This window comes from Halobacillus sp. AWH4_228 (assembly GCF_056158365.1).
Genome location: NZ_JBSWTE010000001.1, coordinates 1,435,457 through 1,455,827, shown reverse-complemented (window position 1 = coordinate 1,455,827; position 20,371 = coordinate 1,435,457). Strand labels below are relative to the sequence as shown.

Below are 20,371 nucleotides of genomic sequence, written 5' to 3'. Positions count from 1 at the left end.
TCATTCACTTATTATATTACATTCAAGGAAATATTCTGTCAACTTTCTTTTTTATGTTTATTGAATACTTTCGGATTCTTCATATTTCGCCTTCTCCTCCTCGACGAGCTGACGACGCAGAATCTTACCAACAGCCGTCTTCGGAAGCTCATCTCTGAATTCATATAACCTCGGTACTTTAAAGGCCGCCATATGCTTCCTGCAGAATTCATTCAGTTCGTCTTCCGTAATATCGCTGTCCTGCTTTCTAACGATGAAAGCTTTGACGGTTTCCCCGCGATACGGATCCGGTACTCCGACTACAACCGCTTCCTGCACTTCGGAGTGTTCATACAGCACTTCCTCCACTTCACGCGGGTAAATGTTGTACCCACCGGCGATGATCATATCCTTTTTACGGTCCACGATATAGAAATATCCATCTTCGTTCATATAGCCCATATCCCCGGTCCGGAACCAGCCATCTTCACTCAACACCTGAGCCGTTTCCTCCGGACGGTTCCAATATCCCTTCATGACTTGAGGTCCTTTGACGACAATCTCCCCGATTTCTCCATAATCCGCTTCCTCATCCGCATCCATCTTGAAAATTTTCGAGTCTGTGTCCGGCCATGGAATACCGATGCTTCCGCTGACCCGATGGCCCCAGATAAGGTTGGAATGCGTGGTCGGTGACGTTTCAGTCAAACCGTAGCCTTCCACGAGACGGCCCCCGGTGATTTTCTCAAACTGTTCCTGCACTTCAACCGGAAGAGGCGCAGAACCACTGATGCAGGCTTCAATCGAGGATAGATCATACTTCTTCAAGTTCGGATGGTTCAACAGCGCAATGTAAATGGTAGGTGCTCCAGGGAAAAGCGTCGGACGCTGTTTCTCGATGACTTTCAATACAGCTTCCGCATCGAATTTCGGCATAAGGATCATTTTGTTGCCCATCATAACCGACAAGTTCATCACCGAAGTCATGCCGTACACGTGGAAAAATGGCAGGATGGCAAGCACCCGCTCTTCTCCGTCCCTGCATTTATACAGCCATTTCTTCGCCATCTGTGTATTGACGATCAAATTGTAATGGGTCAGCATTACCCCTTTTGGAAATCCAGTCGTGCCGCCGGTATACTGCAGCAGCGCTAAATCCTCCAAAGGATCCACATCAACCGGCTTTACTTCCCGTGTGCTCTCCTTTAAGAGATGGGTCCAGAGGTGGGTGTCCGTCGATTGCTCGGGCTTAACGAGCACTTGATATTGACGCTTCTGTATAAAAGGATAAATCTTATTCTTAGGAAATGGAAGGTAATCCTTAATTCCCGTCACTATAATATGTTCCAGATCTGTTTCCGGCTTCACATTCGCCGCCTTCGGATACAGGATATCGAGACAAATGATGACCTTGGCCCCAGAGTCCTTCATCTGATACTCCAGTTCCCTCTCCATATACAGCGGGTTCGTCTGAACAACAATCCCACCGGCAAGAAGCACACCGTAATACGCAACGACCGACTGCGGACAGTTGGGAAGCATGATCGAAACACGATCCCCCTTCTCCACACCCAGCTGCTGCAGGTAACTGGCTGCAGCCAGGGATTGATCGTACACTTCCTTATAGGAAAGCTCCTTCCCCATGAAATAAAGCGCTTTCTTTTCTCCGTAAGCTTGAGCGGTATCGCGCAGGTAATCCTGCAGTGGACGTTGGTCGTACTCCATTTCCACCGGTACTTCCGGCGGGTAGTACTTGTGCCATGGACGCTGAAAGTCTGTCATACTCACATGCCCCCTTTTTTATCTTCTCTTCTATTATAACGACACTTCCCCAACATTTGAAATACAATTTAAAATTTTGAGAATATTTGACAAAAATCTACAGAAAATAAAAAAATTCACCGGAGTCCGTCTCCGATGAATTCAATCGTTCTCTTCTAGTACACGATACAGCTAAATGATGAAATACAAAATACCGACTATGAGAAATAGAGCGGCAACGACCATGAGGACTTTCGCTAAGGTTTCCAAACGACTCGCTCCCTAAATAATATTCGCCCCGATCACATAGGAAAGACCGACGGATATGATAAGGGAAATAAAACCGACAGCCCTGTTGTCCGCAGCAATTTCCTCGTCTATCTTGAACGAAGGCGTTAAAAATTCAAAGATGAAATACCCGCCAATCAGAAGACAGAAGCCGTAAAGGCCCCATCCCATCGTCTGGGTGAGGGCATCATTATGTTCAATGGAGAAGCGGAATATGTTAGCGATCCCGAATAATTTCCCGCCCGTAGCCATAGCTACGGCGAGATTGCCTTTTTTTATTTCCTCCCAGTTGTTATAGGAAGTCACAATTTCAAAAATCGCCATGAATACGACCAGACACAGGACGACAACACTGTAACTGGCGGCTGTTTCCACTAATGGATGTTCCCAAAAATCAGTCATACTCGCTCCCGCTCCCCTTTTCGTTGAACATTAGCGGAGTTCCAGTACGGTGACTCCACTTCCACCTTCATTCATACCCCCTGCACGGTGGGAGGCTATGCTCCGGTGGTTTTTCGCATAGTTCTGAACCGCTGTCCGCAGCGCTCCTGTACCTTTTCCGTGAATGATGGACACTTGCGGATATGCGGCAAGCAGTGCATCATCCACATACTTCTCCAACCGGTTCAGGGCATCTTCGTAACGCTCCCCGCGCAGGTCCAGTTCTGGTTTTACATGAAAACTTTTCCCTTTGACCGTCGCCATCGGCTTTTCTTTATAAGGCTCCTTAGCTTTTACGAATTCCAGTTCTTTTCGTTTCGCTTTTACTTTCATAACTCCAACTTGGACCTGATATTCGTTCTTTCCCGTCTGATCCACGATGGTGCCCTGCTGGTTCAGTGTAAGCAGCTTCACTTCGTCACCCGGCTTCAGTTCTTTTGTTTCTTTCTTTTTAGGTGTCGGAGCTTCCTTGGCTTTTTTCTTCGCCAGTTCTGGCTGCGCCTCGTCGAACATCTTCCGGGCTTCAATCCACTCGTGCTCTTTCATCTGCGACTGGGTTTTCATATTCCGGATTTCGCCGACAATGGTTTCTGCCTCTTCACGGGCCTGCTGGATCGCTTTTTCCGCTTTCTGCTCCGCTTTTTCATACAGCTTTTCCCGCTGATTCTCGAACTGGTTCCATTTTTCCTCCAGTTCACGCTTCAGCTTCTCTGCCTCGGCGAGCATCTCTTCGGCTTCTTCATAATCGCGTTCGGCTTCACGTTTAGATTCTTCGAGAGAGGCAATCATATTTTCCACACTCTGTGAATCGACACCGATATGGCTTTTCGCAGATTCAATCACGTTTTCCTTCAGACCAAGACGTCTGGATATCTCAAAAGCGTTACTGCGTCCCGGGACGCCGATCAACAGCCGGTATGTCGGCTTCAATGTCTGGATATCAAACTCCACAGACGCATTAATGACCCCGTCCCGGTTATATCCGTAGGCTTTCAGCTCAGGATAGTGAGTCGTTGCGATGACGCGGGCATCCCGTTGAACGACCTCATCCAGGATTGACATCGCAAGAGCAGCCCCCTCCTGCGGGTCTGTTCCTGCTCCCAACTCATCGAATAAGACGAGGGATTGATGGTCGACCTTATCTAAAATATCCACGATATTGGTCATATGGGAAGAGAACGTAGATAAGCTCTGTTCGATGGACTGCTCATCCCCTATATCCGCATAAACTTCTTTGAATACCGCAAGCTCACATCCATCAAGCGCGGGGACCTGCAGGCCGGACTGAGCCATAAGCGTACATAAGCCTACCAGCTTCAGGGTGACGGTTTTACCCCCGGTGTTCGGACCGGTGATGACAATGGATGTGTAATCCTCTCCGATCTCGATATCGTTCGGGACTACTTCCTCACCGTCAATCAAGGGGTGTCTCGCCTGTTTCATCTTAATACGGCCTTCATTATTCATGGCAGGCATGGAGGCTTTCATCTGCTGTCCGAGTTTGGCTCTGGCAAACATGAAGTCGATCTGTCCAAGAATCTGTACATTGTACGACAGGACCGCGTGTTCCTCCGCAATCGATTCAGATAGTTCTTTGAGAATCTTTTCAATCTCATTTCTTTCCTTCACGCGAGCTTCCTGCAGGTTATTGTTCAAATCCACGACGGTTTGAGGTTCGATAAACAAGGTGGCTCCTGAAGAAGACTGATCATGGACAATCCCTCCAATTGAGCCACGGTACTCTTGTTTGACCGGGAGGACGTAACGTTCGTTACGGATGGTCACAATGGAGTCTGAGAGCATTTTGGATTTTGATTTTGTAAAGGAATCCATTTTGTCCCTCACCCGGCTCTCATACGTACGGATGCTGGAGCGGATGGTGCGGAGTTTTTCAGAAGCCCCATCCATCACTGTTCCATGCTCGTCGATGCAGTTCCTGATTTCCTGCTCCAGTTCTTTTAATGGAACAAGACTGGCGGCCAGTTCTCTCAGAATCGGCATTTCCGGATCTTCCATATCATCTATGAAACGCTTCAGCTGACGGCCGCCGTAAATGGTGCTCGCTATATCCAGACACTCCAGCGGGCTCAGTGTTCCGCCGATGGTCGTGCGCTTGATGCTCGGCTTAATATCAAAAATCCCACCAAGAGGCACATGCCCTTTTAAACGGAGGACCTGCCCGGCTTCATCTGTTTCTTTCTGCAGCTGGATGACTTCATCAAGTTCTGATGACGGCTTGAGTGCTGCTGTTTTCTCTTTTCCCAAAGAAGAGGCTGCCTGCTCGTTCAGCTGTTCAATAATCTTTTTATATTCAAGTACATGAAGGATTCTTTGATTCATGCCTGACCGACTCCTTTTATTCCTACTTACGAATCTTACATTGGTCCATGAACCGCTCTTTCGTCCATGTGTTCACGACCGTTTCTTTTCTTAACCAGCCTTTACGGGCCGTGCCGACCCCGATTCTCATGTGCTCCAGCATAGCGTAGCTGTGAGCATCCGTGTTGATGGCGATATTCACACCAGCTTCCTGGGCCTTCATGAGCCACTCCCAGTTCAAATCAAGACGGTTGGGGTTGGCGTTCAGCTCAAGAATGGTACCTGTGCGTGCCGCTCCTTCAATCAACTGTTCCAGATTTACCGCGTAGCCTTCACGGCGTCCAATCAAACGTCCCGTAGGGTGGGCAATCATATGCACATGCGGGTTCTCAAGGGCATTCATCAATCGTTCCATAATCTGCTCCTCGGATTGTTGGAAGCTTGAGTGGATCGATGCGATTACGAAGTCCATCTCTTGAAGAAAGTCATCCTCAAAGTCGAGGCTTCCGTCTGGGAGGATGTCCATCTCTATGCCTGCAAATATATGAAAATCTTCCATCGTTTCATTGATTTCTTCAATTTCTTTCCGCTGCTCGCGCAATCGTTTTTCATTCAAACCGTTTGCCACTCTCAAATACTTGGAGTGGTCGGTAATGACGATGTAGTCATACCCTTTTTCCTTCGCTCTTTCCGCCATTTCCTTAATGGACTGGGCGCCGTCACTCCACGTCGAGTGCATATGAAGATCGGAGCGTATATCAGGAAGATCGACAAATTGGATCTTTTCCTTAAATTTTTCAACCTCTCCATAATTCTCACGGACCTCCGGAGGAATGAAATGGAGGTCAAAATGCTTAAAGAAGTCTTCCTCGGATTCAAAGGTTTTCACTTCACCCGTATGGATGTCTTCAATTCCGTACTCGCTGATTTTTTCATCCTGCTCTTTCGCCAGCTGTCTCATGGCCACGTTATGGTCTTTGGATCCGGTAAAATGATGAAGGGTGGTCGCAAATTCATGAGGCGCCACAATACGGAAGTCAATGCCGATGTCATAGCCCTCATGGACAACGATGGAAACCTTTGTTTCCCCGGAAGCGACGACTTCTTTCACGTCTGGATAAGCCAGAAGCTCATCTCTTGTTGCTGCCGGATTCTCCGACGCAATAATAAAATCAAGATCCTTGATCGTTTCTCTCATTCTCCGCAGACTTCCTGCGCGGGAAAAGCGCTCAAACGTCTCCGCCTGCTCCAAGTAAGCTTCCACCTTTTCTGCCAGCGGCAGCATGATGGCAATCGGCAGACGCTCCGGGCGGGAATTTGCCTCTTCAAGAGCTTTCAGCATTTTTTCGGCAGACTTTTTACCGAAACCTTCCAGTTCCTCCACCCTGCCGGACTCCAGTGCTTCCTTCAGCGTTTCTGCGTCCGTCACTTCAAGCTTTTGGTAGAGCTTGGCCAGCTTTTTGCCGCCCAGTCCCGGCAGGTCCAGAAGAGGAACGAGTCCTTCAGGCACTTCTGCCTGCAGCTGCTTCAGCGTATCTGATTCTTCGTTGGCGATATATTCGTCGATGACCGCCGCCGTTCCTTTCCCGATCCCATTCATCTTTGTAAAATCATCCATCTCACTCAGGGAGCGGTCATCCCGCTCCAACGCCTGGGCCGCTTTCCGGTAGGCGGATATTTTAAATGGATTTTCGCCTTTCAATTCCAAATAAACAGCGATTTGTTCCAGCAATTTAATGACCTGTTTCTTATCGACAGCCATTGTTCATCGTCTCCTTTTTATATGAGTGATGCAGATGCTCATGAAAAAACCGCCATGATTACTATCACAGCGGCTCAACCTTCATTCCAAAATCGTACCTGCTCAGCCCGCTACGTGTTCAATCCACAGATTTTCCAATTCATTGGAAAGCACCGGCGTATGTTCAATGATCAGCTGGGCTAACAGGGACCCGTCCAACGCACTCTGCACCCCGGCTACAGGTACCAGCGCGGCTATGTACAACACGACAAATAGAATGACATAGTTTTCGACGAAGCCCAGTATGCCACCCAGCAGGGTATTCAATGAATTCAAAATCGGCAGCTCCGATACGAAATCCAGCATGGAGGCTATAATATGAAGCACAATCTTCGCTCCGAAAAACAGGATGGCAAAAGCCACTGCGTTATAAAAAGCCTGTTCAAGCGGGAGGTTATCCAGAAATACAGCCCACGAGGCGTCTGCCGGCAGTTCGGGGTAGGGAACCCACAGGGTCAGCTTCGGGGAGAGATCGTCATAATAGATGACAGCTGCCACAAAGGCAACGATAAATCCGATTAAATGAAAGAGCTGAAGGATGAAACCTCTCTTCAACCCGGTAAGTATTCCGATAAACATAAGAAACAATAGCAGTAAATCAATCATTTTTTCTGTCGTCCTCTTTCTCCAGCTTTTCAATATAATTCATAAGTTCCGCACATTCGTCTTTTAATTTAATGTATTCATTCATTGTATTTACAGCGGTCAATACAGCGAGCATGGAAGTATCCAGACTAGGGTTCGCTTCATGGATTTCGCGCATTTTTTGATCCACCAGACTCGATACCATACGGATATGATGAGGCTCTTCATGACCAACTATCGTGTAAGATCGTTTATTGATCTCCACGGTGATTCTTTTTTTCTCTTGGTCTGACTGCGACACATTCATACCCCCTAGTTTCTCTCAATCCTAAACTTAATATTAACATGACTATTCTCCTTAGGGAAACCAATATGGATGTTTTTCGCAAATGTTCTCATTTTTACGCCGTTCTGCTATACTGTGGTTATTATTTTGGTACGAAAGAAAGGAACGAATTATGCCTCAAGTTGTCTTAACACTGCCCACCTCAACCTTAGAGAAAATGAAAACCTATTACGCATCCCAGAGCAAGCCGAATGTCCCTTCCAGTGCATTATTTGCTGCAAAAACAACGGCCTGCACCATTACCGCCTACCGCTCCGGGAAAGTCCTCTTCCAAGGAAAAAATCCTGAAGAAGAAGCCGACAAATGGGGGACCGGATCTTCTGCATCCGGTCAGAAGAAAAAGAGTTCCTCCCACCACCGCTATCATCCGTCAGAAAGCTTATTCACCAGCTCTCATATCGGGTCAGATGAAGCAGGAACCGGTGACTACTTCGGCCCCATCACTGTCGCTGCCGCTTATGTAACAGCGGAGCAGATTCCACAATTGAAGGCCATCGGTGTTAAGGACTCCAAAAATCTGTCAGATGCACAGATTACCGACCTGGCCAAGGACCTGGCTGCCTTAAAAATCCCATACAGTCTGCTGCGCCTGCCTAATAAAAAATACAACCAGCTGCAGAAAAAAGGATGGAGCCAGGGGAAAATGAAAACGATCCTTCACCACCAGGCCATCAACCGGCTTTTGGAAAAAATCGCCCCCGAAAAGCCGGAAGGAATTTTGATTGACCAGTTTTCCCAGCCGGATGTCTACCAAAAGCATCTGCGGTCTGAAAAACAGCAGCTTCAGGAAAACGTCTACTTCATGACGAAAGCGGAAAGCTATTCCATTGCCGTTGCAGCTGGATCGATCATTGCCCGGTCAGCTTTCGTCAAAGCGATGGACACGCTTGAATTCGATACGGGGCTGCCGATTCCAAAGGGCGCTTCAGGGAAAGTGGATAAGGCCGCTGCCGCCGTCATTAAAGCATACGGAGAAGACAAGCTCGATGAACTGGCGAAAGTCCACTTTGCCAACACCGATAAAGCGAAGAAATTTGTGAAATGACAGAGAAAACCCCCGCCGGGGCATCCCGGCGGGGGTTTTGCATTACCCGCGAAGTTCTGCTTCGTGCTTGTCTTTAACAGCAGCTAAGATTTGCTCATGGGCTTCTTCTACTTCCTGGTCTTTCAGAGTACGAACAGGATCAAGATAAAGCAGACGGAAGGCAAGGGACTTCTTGCCAGCTTCCAGATGCTCTCCCTGATAGACGTCGAACACTTGAACATCTTTCACAAGCGGCGCACCTGCTTCAGAAATCGTCGCTTCAATCGCACCTGCTGATACATCCTCGTCCACGACCAGCGCGATATCCCTTGAAACAGAAGGATGTCTCGGAATGACACGGAACGTCTCTTCTTTTTCATAAGACTGGAACAAGGCTTCAAGGTTTAGATCGAACACGTAAGTTTCTTTCAAGCCGAATTCTTTCTGCAGCTTCGGATGTACCTGACCAGCAAAGCCTGCGATACGGCCTTCATGACGGATGACAGCTGTACGGCCCGGGTGCATGGATGGCAGTTTCGCCTTTTCGTAAGTGAAGGAAAGGCCGAGCTGATCTCCAAGACCTTCGACAATGCCTTTGACGACAAAGAAGTCGACCGCTTTTTTCTCCTGCTGCCACAAATGAGATGTCCAGTCGCCGGTAAGGGCTCCTGAGGCACGCAGCATTTCGGACGGCTGTTTCGTCACTTCCTGCTCATCACTGATGAATACCGTACCTACTTCATAATAGGCCAGGTTCTCTTGTCGACGGGCAACGTTATAAGATAGGGATTCCAGCAATTCAGGCAGGATGCTCAACCTTAGATAGGCGTGATCCTCACTCATCGGCATAGCCAGACCTACAGGGCTCTCGGCTGCTTCCTCTACTTCCGGACTGACGAGCATAACGGCTTTATCTTTATGTGTCAGGGAGTACGTAATGGTTTCGTGAAGACCTGCACCTTCGAAGTATGCTTTCACGCGGCGTTTCAACTGTTGATTCACAGTGAGTCCGCCTGCCTGTGATTCTCCTTCCGGAAGGGTGAATGGCAGATTATCATAGCCGTAGATACGGGCAACTTCCTCAAGGATATCTTCAAAAATGGTGATATCGCCGCGGCGGGTTGGAATCGTTACATCAAACTGCCCGCCGTCCTGGTTGTATACAAACTGCAGACGACGGAAAATATCAGCCATTTCCTCGTTGGAAATCTCGGTACCGAGCCGGTCGTTGATCACACTCGTATGGACGGTTACCTGCTTTTCGGAACGGTCCAGCTTGTCGAAGGAAGCATTCCCTTCCAGCACACGGCCTCCGGCATACTTTTGAAGAAGCTCACAGGCACGCTTTCCGGCGCGTTCTACGCGGTTAGGGTCCACCCCTTTTTCAAAACGTGAGCTTGATTCACTGCGCAGCCCGTGGTCCTTGGAAGCTTCACGAACGACAGAAGGGGCAAAATACGCGGCTTCCAGGATGATCGTTGTCGTGTCTTCCTGGACTTCCGATTCCGCTCCGCCCATCACACCGGCGATCGCATGCGGTTTTTCCCCATTCGTTATGACCAGGTGACGGCTGTTCAATGTGCGCTCCTGGTCATCCAATGTGACGATTTTCTCCCCATCTTCCGCTCGACGTGTGCGGATGGTTTGAGAACCGAAGCGGTCATAGTCAAATGCGTGAAGGGGCTGGCCGTACTCCATTAACACGTAGTTGGTAATATCCACAACATTATTAATCGGACGGATTCCAGCAGCTGTCAGACGGTTGCGCATCCATAACGGTGATGGGCCGACCTGAACATCCTTGATGACGAAAGCGCCGTAATAAGGATTGGCCTCTGGGTCGTCTACTTCAACCGTAAGCAGATCAGATGCTTTCTCATCAATGGTTTCAACTTTTTCTTCAGCCAGTGTGTAGGCGCCGTCAATCGCAGCAGCCACTTCATAAGCCACTCCCGCCATACTCATCGCATCCGAACGGTTCGGAGTCAGTCCAAGCTCAATGATCAAATCATCAAGGTTCAGTTCAGAGACAGCGTCGGCACCGATTTCTGTATCCTCCGGGAATACGAATATCCCTTCTGCATATTCCTTAGGTACATCCTTTTCATCCACACCAAGCTCTTGAAGGGAACAGATCATCCCGTTGGAGGCTTCCCCGCGGAGCTTCGTTTTCTTAATTTTGAAGTTCCCCGGAAGGACAGCTCCCGGTACAGCGACTGCGACTTTCTGACCTTCGGCCACGTTTGGCGCGCCACATACGATCTGAAGCATTTCTTCACCAACGTCAACCTGACAGAGATTCAGTTTATCCGCATTCGGATGCTGCACACAGGATGTCACTTGTCCAACCACGACCCCCGTGACGCCCTCTGCTGCAGGCTCTACGCTTTCTACTTCAATCCCCGTTTTTGTAATGATTTCAGCCAGGTCCTCCGGAGAGTAGGCGCTGACATCAATGTATTCGTTCAACCAGTTTAAAGATACAAGCATTTTTCCATTCCTCCCTTAAGCTTTATGATACTGTTCCAAGAACCGGATATCGTTGGTATAGAAGTGACGGATATCGTCGACCCCGTATTTCAGCATGGCGATCCGTTCAGGTCCCATTCCGAAAGCAAAGCCGGAGTATTCGCTGGAATCGTAGCCGGCCATTTCCAATACGTTCGGGTGGACCATGCCCCCGCCGAGAATTTCAATCCAGCCCGTTCCCTTACAGACGGAACAGCCTTTACCACCGCACACTTTACAGGAAATATCCATCTCAACCGATGGTTCTGTGAACGGGAAGAAACTTGGACGAAGGCGGATTTCACGTTCCGCTCCGAACATCTGCTTCGCAAATGCATTCAGTACGCCTTTCAGATCACTCATGCGGACATGCTTATCTACAAGCAGACCTTCAATCTGGGTGAACTGGTGGGAGTGCGTGGCATCATCGGTGTCACGGCGGTACACTTTACCAGGACAGATCATTTTCACAGGTTCAGCACCGTTTCTTGTCCCCATCGTTCTTGCTTGTACAGGCGAGGTATGGGTACGCATCAACAACTCTTCTGTAACATAGAAGGAATCCTGCATATCACGGGCCGGGTGGCCTTTCGGCAGATTCAACGCCTCGAAGTTGTAATAATCGGTTTCTACCTCTGGTCCTTCCTTGATTTCAAAGCCCATACCGATGAATAAATCCTCAATTTCTTCTACAATGCTCGTCAACAGGTGCGGACCGCCTACGTGAACCGGACGGGCAGGAAGGGTTACATCAATGCTTTCCTCTTCCAGCTGTTTCTCAAGCGCCTCGTCCTCAAGACCTGTCTGTTTCGCTTCGATCGCTTCTGCAATGCTCTCACGCACGTCATTGGCGAGCTGTCCGATGACCGGGCGCTCTTCCTTCGATAATTTGCCCATGCCGCGGAGTACTTCCGTGATCGGTCCTTTCTTCCCTAGATACTCGACACGAATGTCTTTCAACCCTTGAATGGAATCAGCGTTCTCCACCTTCTGCAACGCTTCCTGTTTCAGCTGCTCTAAACGTTCCTTCATCAGTAATTCCTCCTTTAATGAAAATAAAAAAAGCCCCCTCCCTGTAAAAAGGGACGAGACTTGTATGGTTTGTTTCGCGGTACCACCCTTGTTGACACCTGTGGTGCCCACTTGTATGAAATAACGGACGTTCATCCGGGCCGAAACGGCCAGCTCCAGAGTGAAATTTCAACGAATGTCACGATGGCAGCACTCCCAGTCTATGGTGCTTCCTCCCTGAAACGATTCCCATTCATTTACTTTGCTCTATCTCAGCTATTGATCGATGTAATTATTAGAACTGCATTTATTATAGTCAAAGTTGCTGCTGGATGCAACCTCAGCTTTTCAAATGATACATAAGAACAGCACCCGCAATGGCAGCATTCAACGACTCCGCCTGTCCATATATCGGGATATACACATGCTGATCTGCCGCCTCGACAAGTTCTTGAGAGATGCCGCTGCCTTCATTTCCAACCACTAAAGCAACTTTCTCAGGAACCGCCAGCTCTTTATATGAGACGGCGTTCTCCAGCGCAGAGGCCCAGATTTCCACACCCTGATCCTTCAATTCGTGCACGTAAGCGCCGAGGTCTCCTGTTAAGACCGGTAAATGAAACAGAGATCCTTGAGAAGCACGGATCACTTTATCATTAAAAATATCCACAGAACCCGTACCGACAATGACCTGGTCGAAACCGGCAGCATCTGCTGTACGGATCAGTGTCCCGATATTTCCCGGATCCTGGACAGCATCCAGCATCAAAGTAAGACTTCCCGGCGTAAAAGTATAATCTTCTTTAGCGACAACCGCTGCAATTCCTTGAGGCGTTTCGGTTTCAGCAACAGCCGCAAAAACATCACGGCTGACAATCGTATAAGGAATATCATCCGGAAGTTCAATGTCCGTTTCTTCGCGGACGATCAATTCTTTAACGGTCCAGCCGCTTTTCATCACCTCTTCAAACAGATGAAACCCTTCTACAAGAAACGTACCTGTTTGATTTCTATACTTTCGTTTATGTAGTTTCTTCCAATCCTTCACTTTTGCATTTTGTAAGGAAGTGAGCATTATCGTCCCTCTTTTCCTGTTTATTTCTCATTCATCATACATAGCCGCACCACGGTTGGTCAAACTAATCATGAATAATTTTCGAATCCTATTACAAAGGAGGACTTGACGATGAATTTAAATCTGCGCGCAGCGATTCTGTCCAATGTCAGCAATCATAATGCCGAACAGCTTGAAGCCACTATTGATGATGCCCTGCAGAAGGGTGAGGAAAAAATGCTTCCCGGGCTTGGCGTATTCTTTGAAATGCTGTGGAAAGAATCCGATGAACAAGAACGCCAGGAAATTCTTGATACATTAGAACAAGGCTTAAAACAGAAATAAGCACGAAAAAAGCCAGCCCTTTACGGCTGGCTTTTTAGTATTACTGGAAGGTAATTTCTTTGACTGTATCCGCATCCAGGCCTTTAATAACTTCTACAATTAAGCGGACCGCATTTTCAAAATCATCACGGTGAAGCATAGCCGCATGAGAGTGAATATAACGCGTAGCAATCGTAATAGAAAGAGCTGGAACCCCGTCATGGCTTAAGTGGATGGCACCCGAGTCCGTTCCACCCCCGGCAAGGGAATCAAACTGATAAGGAATGTCGTTCGCATCCGCTGTATCCGTAACAAAATCACGAAGTCCTTTATGGGAAATCATAGAGGCATCGTACAGGATGATCTGCGGGCCGTCTCCCATTTTACTGGAAGCGTCTTTGTCCGATACACCCGGAGTATCCCCGGCAATACCGACATCGACACCAAAAGCAATATCCGGGTTGATCAGGTTGGCGGATGTGCGGGCACCGCGGAGACCGACCTCTTCCTGAACCGTTCCGACACCGTAAACCGTATTCGGGTGTTTTTCACCTTTCAACTGCTTCAGCACTTCAATCGCAATGGCACAGCCGATGCGGTTATCCCATGCTTTAGCCAGCAGCATTTTTTCATTTTTCATCTGTGTGAATTCAAAATATGGAACGACAGAATCTCCCGGCTTCACACCGAATTCCATTGCCTCTTCACGGCTGGAAGCGCCGATATCGATGAACATATCCTTGATTTCCACAGCCTTCTTACGCTGCTCCGCAGGCAGGATGTGCGGTGGTTTCGATCCGATCACACCGGTGAGGTCACCATTGCGTGTCATGATCGTGACACGCTGGGCGAGCATAACCTGACTCCACCATCCTCCCACGGTCTGGAAGTAAATATAGCCATGATCATCAATGCGGGTAACCATGAATCCTACCTCATCGAGGTGACCGGCAACCATAACACTCGGGCCCTTTTTATTTCCTACTTTCTTCGCAATCAGACTTCCAAGATTATCTGTGAAGACTTCATCCGCATAGGGAGTGATGTACTGCTTCATGACGTCACGGGCTTCCCTTTCGTTTCCCGGTACACCTTTCGCGTCCGTCAGATCTTTCAACATCTGCAGTGTTTCATCTTTTTTAGCCATATGTATTCAAATCCTCCTTTTTCTATCCAATGTTATTATAAACCTTTTGAAGCGATTTCACAAAAATTCTGCCATTTTGTGATCAATAGCCCTGGTCCTGTCTTTTAAAATTCACTTCATTTTTATTTATATACGCTTCTTTCAAATCCTCTGCCGTAATTCCGATGGTCCGCCCTAAGGATACGTAGGCACGAAACAGGTTTTCGTAGTTTCCCTTCGTCTGTTCATGACGAAACGTCTCCACACTGCTGTATACGTCCAAAAATGCTTCCGTCTCTGTCACAGAACGGCCCTCTTCTTCCTGGCTGGTATAGCGGAAGCCCAGATCCAAACCAAGGGACAACAGGAAATGAACCCCATCTACATACTCTTCCTGAATGACCGATGGAGCGCTCGGCCCTTTCGTACTCCAAAATTTAAAGCAGCGTGTTTCATTCGCCAGCTCCCCAAGCTCTATAAATAAGGCCAGGATTTTGGATTCGACATAAGCGCTTTTCTCCAAATTGTGCTGCTGTTCAATATAATGATCCAGTTTTTCCTGCATCTGATATAACGATTCCCAAAACATTGGTTGTCCCTCCTAAAAAAATCATCGATAATAATGTATCATTTTCTGAAACAAAAAGACATGCTGATACGTATAGGAGGCACGTACCTTCAAGGAAGGAGTCCGATGTTCATGATCATCCTTTTGTTCAGACTGCTGCTGCTTCTGGCGATAGCCTTTATTATGTACACCGCTTATAAATTCATCGTCAATCCAAGGAGAAAGCTGGATCTTGCCCGGGATAAAAAAGAATTTTACTTTCATGATAACCAGGAAGATACGAAAGAGAATTTCCTGATGACTTTGAAAGGTCATGTGTTTGAAGGGGAAAAATATTTAGGGACAACCGAAGATGCCTTTGAGGTCGTTACGATCAATGTAAGCGCCCACGACCCGAACAAGCTTCAAGGGCTCGAACGGGAGGATATATACTTTATGGAACAAGAAATCCTCCTCCGTTATCCGCATGCTTCCATCGAATGGAAGTACCCGATCAACCGGCTGATTATCCATCCCTTGAAAAATAACGATGACTTCCATTAAAACAACCCTCTGCCCTTTGCTGCAGAGGGTTGTTCTTTTATGGATTCGTCTGGAAGAAATCGTTCCATAGAAACACTTCACTTTTCTTCCGGATCATGAAACTTACACCAACAAGCGCGCCTGAAAAAGCGACCATCATCGGCAGCGAAAAAAGCGTGACCCACTGACCGACAGAGGTGTAAATAAAGGCAAGCGGAAAATTAGCAAATAAAGATGATTTCGCATAATCCTTAAAATCTGCGCTGCTCTCAATAAGACAATACGACAACAGGTGAAAGTGAATAAAAGGAACAAGACGCAGCACAGCTACCTGCTTGACGGACAGGGATGCCTGTTTTTTCATCCATCGTTCCTTGATTCCCGCCATCCTTTTCATCACCCAAGGCACCATACGGATCGTCCGGTAAAACAACAGGCTGGATATCATCGTTCCAATCACCGAGTACGCGGTACCCGCAATCGGTCCGAACAACACGCCTCCGGTTATGCAGACAAGCATGACCGGGAGAAACAAAAAAGGCCGAAGCAGATGAATTCCGATAAACAAGAGCGGCGCCCAGGCTTCCTGATGTTCCAACCATGCCAGCACTGCTGTCGTTGTCCCGCCCACGTCAATCCCCTCCCTGCCTACATCTTATGACAGGATACTCAGGTATAGAACCGCACGTACAAACACCCGGTCAACACGACATGCGCGGCTATGAGGAATGGGAAACCGACGGCAAACGATTTATGCTTCGTCTTATGACGAAACACCTTCATCCCGAGTACTCCTCCTAATGCGCCTCCCAGCAAAGCTGCCATCCATAACCGCTTTTCAGGCACTCTCCACTTCTGTTCTCCAGCCCTCTTTTTGTCCACCCCCATCAGGATAAACAGCCAGATATTCACTCCGAAGTAATACAATCCTGCATACATCATCACCTTCACGCTCCCCTTATGTATTCGAACAGGGTATAAAAAAAGAGCCATTTCCAACCGGACGGAAATGGCTCTTTCTCATAAAATTACTTAAGAGCAGATTTTGCTTGCTCTGCAAGACTTGCGAAACCTTGGGCGTCGTTGACAGCAAGGTCAGCAAGCATCTTACGGTTCACTTCGATACCCGCAAGTTTAAGACCGTGCATAAGACGGCTGTAGGAAATGTCGTTCAAACGCGCTGCAGCGTTGATACGAGCGATCCAAAGCTTACGGAAATCGCGCTTTTTCTGACGACGGTCGCGGTAAGCGTACTGTCCTGATTTCATTACCTGCTGTTTAGCAGTTTTAAATAGTGCATGTTTTGAACCATAATAACCTTTTGCTAGTTTAAGGACACGGTTACGACGTTGACGTGTCACTGTTCCACCTTTAACTCGTGGCATGGTAATCCCTCCTAATTAAATCAGTCTTTATTAGTCTTTCGGAAGCATATGCTTGATACGGCGGTAGTCTCCTGCAGAAACCAGTGCCTCTTTACGAAGCTTACGCTTTTGCTTAGTTGATTTGTTCGCGAACAAGTGGCTTGTGAAAGCGTGGGAACGTTTCACTTTACCTGTCCCAGTTTTTTTGAAGCGTTTTTGAGAACCTTTATGGGTCTTCATTTTTGGCATGTGAATTTCCTCCTTTAAACTTGATACTTTGTCTTACTTCTCACCGAGAGGAGCAAGCATTAAGAACATGCTGCGACCTTCCATTTTAGGCTTGGTCTCAACTTGGGCGACATCTTTGCACTCTTCAGCCAGGCGTTCGAGTACTTTCTGCCCTAGTTCTTTGTGGGTGATGGCACGTCCGCGGAAACGGACAGATGCTTTCACTTTGTCACCTTTAGACAAGAACTTGCGTGCGTTACGAAGTTTTGTGTTGAAGTCGTGGTCTTCAATCCCTGGACTGAGACGCACTTCCTTCACTTTGATGACGGTTTGTTTCTTACGAGCTTCTTTTTCTTTCTTCTGCTGCTCGAAACGATATTTTCCGTAGTCCATCACTCGGCAAACCGGAGGCTTCGCATTTGGGGCCACCATAACAAGATCAAGATTTGCATTTGCTGCAATATCAAGCGCTTCGTTACGGGATTTAACTCCAAGCTGCTCACCATTCACGTCGATCAGACGGACTTCACGGGCACGGATTTTTTCATTAACGTTCATGTTATCCTTGCTAATATCGAGCCACCTCCAAATAGTTTTAGAAAACTTATATGAGATCTGTCATCGACAAGATTCCTGCTGAAAATAAAAAAAGTGTCGGTACATATTCTGCACCCACACGTATCCTAACATTTAAGGAATTAGTGACCTGCCAACTGCTTTATCAGCGTCGATCAGGTGAGAAGCGGGTGCTCCTACTTGTCTCTAGATCCGTTCATTCAGTTACCTAAACAATAATAGCATGCCTGATGATGCATGTCAACAATCAAATGTTGTTTATCTGACTACCTAATCAAGGATAATCGAAATCAAGATAAAAATCAATCCCTTTCCTGCAAACCAATACCTGGAGAAGAAAGAAGCGGCCTCTGCCCGTGGATAACCAGCGTGAAAACAAAGCGAGATAAAATGATAAAAACCCATACCAGGATGAGAACTCACCTTGGTATAGGTTTACAAAAACGTCTCCGCTTCATCTGATTACTTTCTCAGAAGCTTCTGCTCAATTTCATTTTTGATTTCAGACTTGAATGTGTCTACAGATTTTGTAGCAGAGTCCTGTTCTCCGTATCGGCGGACGTTTACCGCATGGTCTTCGATTTCCTTATCTCCAACGACAAGCTGGAACGGGATTTTCTGCATTTGTGCTTCACGGATTTTATAGCCGATCTTTTCATTCCGCTCATCCACTTCGACACGCACACCGGCTTCCCGAAGTTCATCTTCCAGTTTTTTCGCATAATCCAGATGGACGTCGGCAGATACAGGAATGATTTTCGCCTGGACAGGGGCCAGCCATGTCGGGAAGACGCCTTTGTATTCTTCAATAAGGAAGGCAACAAAACGTTCCATCGTCGACACGACACCACGGTGAATAACGACCGGACGGTGATCGGCTCCATCCTCCCCGACATATGTCAGATCAAAGCGTTCCGGAAGGTGGAAGTCCAGCTGGACCGTCGAAAGCGTTTCGTCCTTACCAAGCGCTGTTTTCACTTGAACATCCAGTTTCGGACCGTAGAAAGCAGCTTCCCCTTCGGCTTCCACATACTCCAGTTTCATGTCTTCCATCGTTTCTTTCAGCATCCCCTGCGCTTTATCCCACATCGCATCATTGTCGATGTACTTCTCCTTATCCTCCGGGTCACGGTAGGACAGACGGAAGTAGTAATCGTTGATACCGAAATCACGGTAGACTTCCTGAACGAGACGGACTACACGCTTGAATTCATCTTTCAGCTGATCCGGGCGGGCAAAAATATGCGCATCATTCAATGTCATGGCACGCACACGCTGCAGGCCGGCAAGAGCTCCGGACATTTCATAACGGTGCATCGTACCCAGCTCAGCAATACGGACAGGCAGGTTCCGGTAGCTGTGCATCTGATTTTTATAAACCATCATATGGTGCGGGCAGTTCATCGGTCGAAGAACAAGGTCTTCGTTGTCCATTTCCATTGTCGGGAACATATCATCCTGATAGTGATCCCAGTGTCCGCTTGTTTTGTACAGGTCAACACTTCCCAGAACAGGTGTATACACGTGATCATATCCCAGGCGCTCTTCTGTATCTACGATGTAACGCTCAATCGTGCGACGAATGGTTGAGCCTTTTGGCAGCCACATTGGAAGTCCCTGACCGACCTTCTGATTGATCGTAAAGATCTCCAGTTCCTTACCGAGCTTACGGTGATCGCGTTCCTTCGCTTCTTCAAGCATCTGCAGGTATTCATCCAGATGGGCTTTTTTCTCAAAGGCCGTTCCGTAAATACGTTGAAGCATTTGGTTGTCGCTGTCCCCTCTCCAGTAGGCACCGGAAATGCTCAACAGCTTGAAGACCTTGATTTTACTTGTCTGTGGAACGTGAACGCCGCGGCAGAGATCAAAGAATTCCCCCTGCTGATAAATCGTCACCTGTTCGCCTTCAGGGATAGCTTCGATCAGTTCAAGCTTCAGCTCATCGCCGATTTCCTTATACTTTTCGATCGCTTCCTCTCTTGAAAGCTCTATGCGTTCGATTTCGTGGTTTTCATCTACAATCTTCTGCATTTCCTTTTCGATCTTCGGAAGATCTTCCGGTGTCAGGGATTCCTCCATATCGATATCATAATAAAACCCATTCTCAATGACCGGACCAACGCCAAGTTTGACGTTTCCATAAAGGCGTTTAACGGCCTGTGCCATCAGGTGGGCTGTAGAGTGGCGCACCACTTCCAAGCCTTCTGGATTTTTATAGGTAAGAATCTCAATTTCCCCATCCTGTTCAATCGGACGTCGCAGGTCGTAGGGTTCGCCGTCCAGCTTTACGGCCAGGGCCTGCTTTTTCAAGCCTGAAGAAATCGATTTAGCGATGTCTTCACCTGTCGTCCCTCTCTCAAACTCCTTGATGTTTCCGTCTGGGAACTTGATTTGAATCGCATCCGCCATGTGTAACACTCCTTTTCTAAATAAATATAAAAAAACGCCCATCCCTCAGCATAGTGCTAAGGGACGAGCGTTGTCTCTCGTGGTTCCACCCAGGTTCCCGCATCCTCGCAAGGCTGCGGCTTCATTATCCTTAACGC

Annotated in this window: 20 protein-coding genes and 1 other annotated feature; of the genes, 3 read left to right on the top strand and 17 right to left on the bottom strand. The window is 47.7% G+C overall.

Annotated elements, in window-relative coordinates:
- Positions 1–57 precede the first annotated feature (57 nt).
- The 6 genes from ACXADP_RS07160 to zapA all read right to left on the bottom strand — a co-directional run bounded on the left by ACXADP_RS07160 (position 58) and on the right by zapA (position 7,481).
- Positions 58–1,761: a long-chain-fatty-acid--CoA ligase gene (locus ACXADP_RS07160; RefSeq protein ID WP_474969151.1), complete on the bottom strand. Its 1,704-nt coding sequence runs from the start codon at positions 1,759–1,761 to the stop codon at positions 58–60.
- 261 nt (positions 1,762–2,022) lie between these two features.
- Entirely contained in the window at positions 2,023–2,430 is a 408-nt protein-coding gene (locus tag ACXADP_RS07155) for a DUF350 domain-containing protein (protein WP_474969152.1), read from the bottom strand.
- Positions 2,431–2,460: 30 nt separating this feature from the next.
- A complete protein-coding gene (locus ACXADP_RS07150; protein WP_474971160.1) occupies positions 2,461–4,809 on the bottom strand; it encodes an endonuclease MutS2 in 2,349 nt (782 codons plus the stop codon).
- A 22-nt stretch (positions 4,810–4,831) separates the two neighbouring features.
- The gene (gene polX / locus ACXADP_RS07145) at positions 4,832–6,550 is read right to left on the bottom strand and encodes a DNA polymerase/3'-5' exonuclease PolX (protein WP_474971159.1); all 1,719 of its coding nucleotides are present in this window, start codon (positions 6,548–6,550) and stop codon (positions 4,832–4,834) included.
- A gap of 102 nt (positions 6,551–6,652) precedes the next feature.
- Complete coding sequence (locus ACXADP_RS07140; RefSeq protein WP_474969155.1) at positions 6,653–7,195, bottom strand: CvpA family protein; 543 nt, start codon at positions 7,193–7,195, stop codon at positions 6,653–6,655.
- Complete coding sequence (gene zapA / locus ACXADP_RS07135; RefSeq protein WP_474969156.1) at positions 7,188–7,481, bottom strand: cell division protein ZapA; 294 nt, start codon at positions 7,479–7,481, stop codon at positions 7,188–7,190. Before zapA ends, ACXADP_RS07140 begins: the two co-directional genes overlap by 8 nt.
- Before the next feature lie 151 nt (positions 7,482–7,632).
- Between zapA and rnhC the strand changes: the two genes are divergently transcribed.
- Positions 7,633–8,565 carry a ribonuclease HIII gene (gene rnhC, locus ACXADP_RS07130; RefSeq protein ID WP_474969157.1) on the top strand — a complete coding sequence of 311 codons (933 nt, stop codon included), beginning with the start codon at positions 7,633–7,635 and terminating at the stop codon, positions 8,563–8,565.
- Between the two features lie 42 nt (positions 8,566–8,607).
- Here the strand turns inward: rnhC and pheT are convergent, their stop codons facing one another.
- The 3 genes from pheT to ACXADP_RS07115 form a co-directional block, all read right to left on the bottom strand.
- Positions 8,608–11,034, bottom strand: a complete 2,427-nt coding sequence (pheT, locus tag ACXADP_RS07125; protein WP_474969158.1) for a phenylalanine--tRNA ligase subunit beta — start codon at positions 11,032–11,034, stop codon at positions 8,608–8,610.
- 15 nt (positions 11,035–11,049) lie between these two features.
- Positions 11,050–12,084 (bottom strand): phenylalanine--tRNA ligase subunit alpha, encoded by a 1,035-nt coding sequence (gene pheS, locus ACXADP_RS07120; protein WP_474969160.1) that lies wholly within the window; start codon positions 12,082–12,084, stop codon positions 11,050–11,052.
- Positions 12,085–12,403: 319 nt separating this feature from the next.
- The gene (locus ACXADP_RS07115; protein WP_474971158.1) at positions 12,404–13,138 is read right to left on the bottom strand and encodes a TrmH family RNA methyltransferase; all 735 of its coding nucleotides are present in this window, start codon (positions 13,136–13,138) and stop codon (positions 12,404–12,406) included.
- 111 nt (positions 13,139–13,249) lie between these two features.
- Here ACXADP_RS07115 and sspI point away from each other — a divergent pair, with 111 nt between their 5' ends.
- Entirely contained in the window at positions 13,250–13,462 is a 213-nt protein-coding gene (gene sspI, locus ACXADP_RS07110; RefSeq protein WP_474969163.1) for a small acid-soluble spore protein SspI, read from the top strand.
- Between the two features lie 40 nt (positions 13,463–13,502).
- Here sspI and ACXADP_RS07105 read toward each other — a convergent pair whose 3' ends face one another.
- Both ACXADP_RS07105 and ACXADP_RS07100 read right to left on the bottom strand, forming a co-directional pair.
- Complete coding sequence (locus tag ACXADP_RS07105) at positions 13,503–14,588, bottom strand: M42 family metallopeptidase (RefSeq protein WP_027955188.1); 1,086 nt, start codon at positions 14,586–14,588, stop codon at positions 13,503–13,505.
- Between the two features lie 82 nt (positions 14,589–14,670).
- On the bottom strand, positions 14,671–15,156 hold the full coding sequence (locus ACXADP_RS07100) for a dUTP diphosphatase (RefSeq protein WP_474971157.1): 486 nt from the start codon (positions 15,154–15,156) through the stop codon (positions 14,671–14,673).
- A 111-nt stretch (positions 15,157–15,267) separates the two neighbouring features.
- On the opposite strand from ACXADP_RS07100, the gene ACXADP_RS07095 reads away from it, so the two are divergent.
- Positions 15,268–15,678, top strand: a complete 411-nt coding sequence (locus ACXADP_RS07095; protein ID WP_474970425.1) for a sigma-w pathway protein ysdB — start codon at positions 15,268–15,270, stop codon at positions 15,676–15,678.
- 37 nt (positions 15,679–15,715) lie between these two features.
- On the opposite strand, the gene ACXADP_RS07090 is transcribed toward ACXADP_RS07095, so the two are convergent.
- From ACXADP_RS07090 to thrS, 6 genes are all read right to left on the bottom strand, one after another.
- Positions 15,716–16,288, bottom strand: coding sequence for a TVP38/TMEM64 family protein (locus ACXADP_RS07090; protein ID WP_051254684.1), 573 nt, complete (start codon positions 16,286–16,288; stop codon positions 15,716–15,718).
- Between the two features lie 38 nt (positions 16,289–16,326).
- Complete coding sequence (locus ACXADP_RS07085) at positions 16,327–16,599, bottom strand: DUF1294 domain-containing protein (RefSeq protein WP_474972294.1); 273 nt, start codon at positions 16,597–16,599, stop codon at positions 16,327–16,329.
- A gap of 86 nt (positions 16,600–16,685) precedes the next feature.
- The gene (gene rplT / locus ACXADP_RS07080) at positions 16,686–17,042 is read right to left on the bottom strand and encodes a 50S ribosomal protein L20 (RefSeq protein WP_160836316.1); all 357 of its coding nucleotides are present in this window, start codon (positions 17,040–17,042) and stop codon (positions 16,686–16,688) included.
- Positions 17,043–17,072: 30 nt separating this feature from the next.
- A complete protein-coding gene (gene rpmI / locus ACXADP_RS07075; RefSeq protein ID WP_027955182.1) occupies positions 17,073–17,270 on the bottom strand; it encodes a 50S ribosomal protein L35 in 198 nt (65 codons plus the stop codon).
- A gap of 33 nt (positions 17,271–17,303) precedes the next feature.
- Complete coding sequence (gene infC / locus ACXADP_RS07070; protein WP_160836317.1) at positions 17,304–17,807, bottom strand: translation initiation factor IF-3; 504 nt, start codon at positions 17,805–17,807, stop codon at positions 17,304–17,306.
- An 81-nt stretch (positions 17,808–17,888) separates the two neighbouring features.
- Positions 17,889–18,013: a sequence feature (ribosomal protein L20 leader region), on the bottom strand.
- A 274-nt stretch (positions 18,014–18,287) separates the two neighbouring features.
- Positions 18,288–20,234, bottom strand: coding sequence for a threonine--tRNA ligase (gene thrS / locus ACXADP_RS07065; protein WP_474969165.1), 1,947 nt, complete (start codon positions 20,232–20,234; stop codon positions 18,288–18,290).
- Between the last annotated feature and the right edge of the window lie 137 nt (positions 20,235–20,371).

What these genes read in the sequence shown, in the direction of transcription:
- pheS (WP_474969160.1), bottom strand. Translation starts at nt 12,084, where the DNA reads ATGAAGGAACGTTTAGAGCAGCTGAAACAGGAAGCGTTGCAGAAGGTG.
- ACXADP_RS07115 (WP_474971158.1), bottom strand. Translation starts at nt 13,138, where the DNA reads ATGCTCACTTCCTTACAAAATGCAAAAGTGAAGGATTGGAAGAAACTA.
- polX (WP_474971159.1), bottom strand. Translation starts at nt 6,550, where the DNA reads ATGGCTGTCGATAAGAAACAGGTCATTAAATTGCTGGAACAAATCGCT.
- rpmI (WP_027955182.1), bottom strand. Translation starts at nt 17,270, where the DNA reads ATGCCAAAAATGAAGACCCATAAAGGTTCTCAAAAACGCTTCAAAAAA.
- rplT (WP_160836316.1), bottom strand. Translation starts at nt 17,042, where the DNA reads ATGCCACGAGTTAAAGGTGGAACAGTGACACGTCAACGTCGTAACCGT.
- ACXADP_RS07100 (WP_474971157.1), bottom strand. Translation starts at nt 15,156, where the DNA reads ATGTTTTGGGAATCGTTATATCAGATGCAGGAAAAACTGGATCATTAT.
- ACXADP_RS07105 (WP_027955188.1), bottom strand. Translation starts at nt 14,588, where the DNA reads ATGGCTAAAAAAGATGAAACACTGCAGATGTTGAAAGATCTGACGGAC.
- ACXADP_RS07095 (WP_474970425.1), top strand. Translation starts at nt 15,268, where the DNA reads ATGATCATCCTTTTGTTCAGACTGCTGCTGCTTCTGGCGATAGCCTTT.
- ACXADP_RS07160 (WP_474969151.1), bottom strand. Translation starts at nt 1,761, where the DNA reads ATGACAGACTTTCAGCGTCCATGGCACAAGTACTACCCGCCGGAAGTA.
- ACXADP_RS07085 (WP_474972294.1), bottom strand. Translation starts at nt 16,599, where the DNA reads ATGATGTATGCAGGATTGTATTACTTCGGAGTGAATATCTGGCTGTTT.
- ACXADP_RS07150 (WP_474971160.1), bottom strand. Translation starts at nt 4,809, where the DNA reads ATGAATCAAAGAATCCTTCATGTACTTGAATATAAAAAGATTATTGAA.
- pheT (WP_474969158.1), bottom strand. Translation starts at nt 11,034, where the DNA reads ATGCTTGTATCTTTAAACTGGTTGAACGAATACATTGATGTCAGCGCC.
- infC (WP_160836317.1), bottom strand. Translation starts at nt 17,807, where the DNA reads ATGAACGTTAATGAAAAAATCCGTGCCCGTGAAGTCCGTCTGATCGAC.
- thrS (WP_474969165.1), bottom strand. Translation starts at nt 20,234, where the DNA reads ATGGCGGATGCGATTCAAATCAAGTTCCCAGACGGAAACATCAAGGAG.
- zapA (WP_474969156.1), bottom strand. Translation starts at nt 7,481, where the DNA reads ATGAATGTGTCGCAGTCAGACCAAGAGAAAAAAAGAATCACCGTGGAG.
- rnhC (WP_474969157.1), top strand. Translation starts at nt 7,633, where the DNA reads ATGCCTCAAGTTGTCTTAACACTGCCCACCTCAACCTTAGAGAAAATG.
- sspI (WP_474969163.1), top strand. Translation starts at nt 13,250, where the DNA reads ATGAATTTAAATCTGCGCGCAGCGATTCTGTCCAATGTCAGCAATCAT.
- ACXADP_RS07140 (WP_474969155.1), bottom strand. Translation starts at nt 7,195, where the DNA reads ATGATTGATTTACTGCTATTGTTTCTTATGTTTATCGGAATACTTACC.
- ACXADP_RS07155 (WP_474969152.1), bottom strand. Translation starts at nt 2,430, where the DNA reads ATGACTGATTTTTGGGAACATCCATTAGTGGAAACAGCCGCCAGTTAC.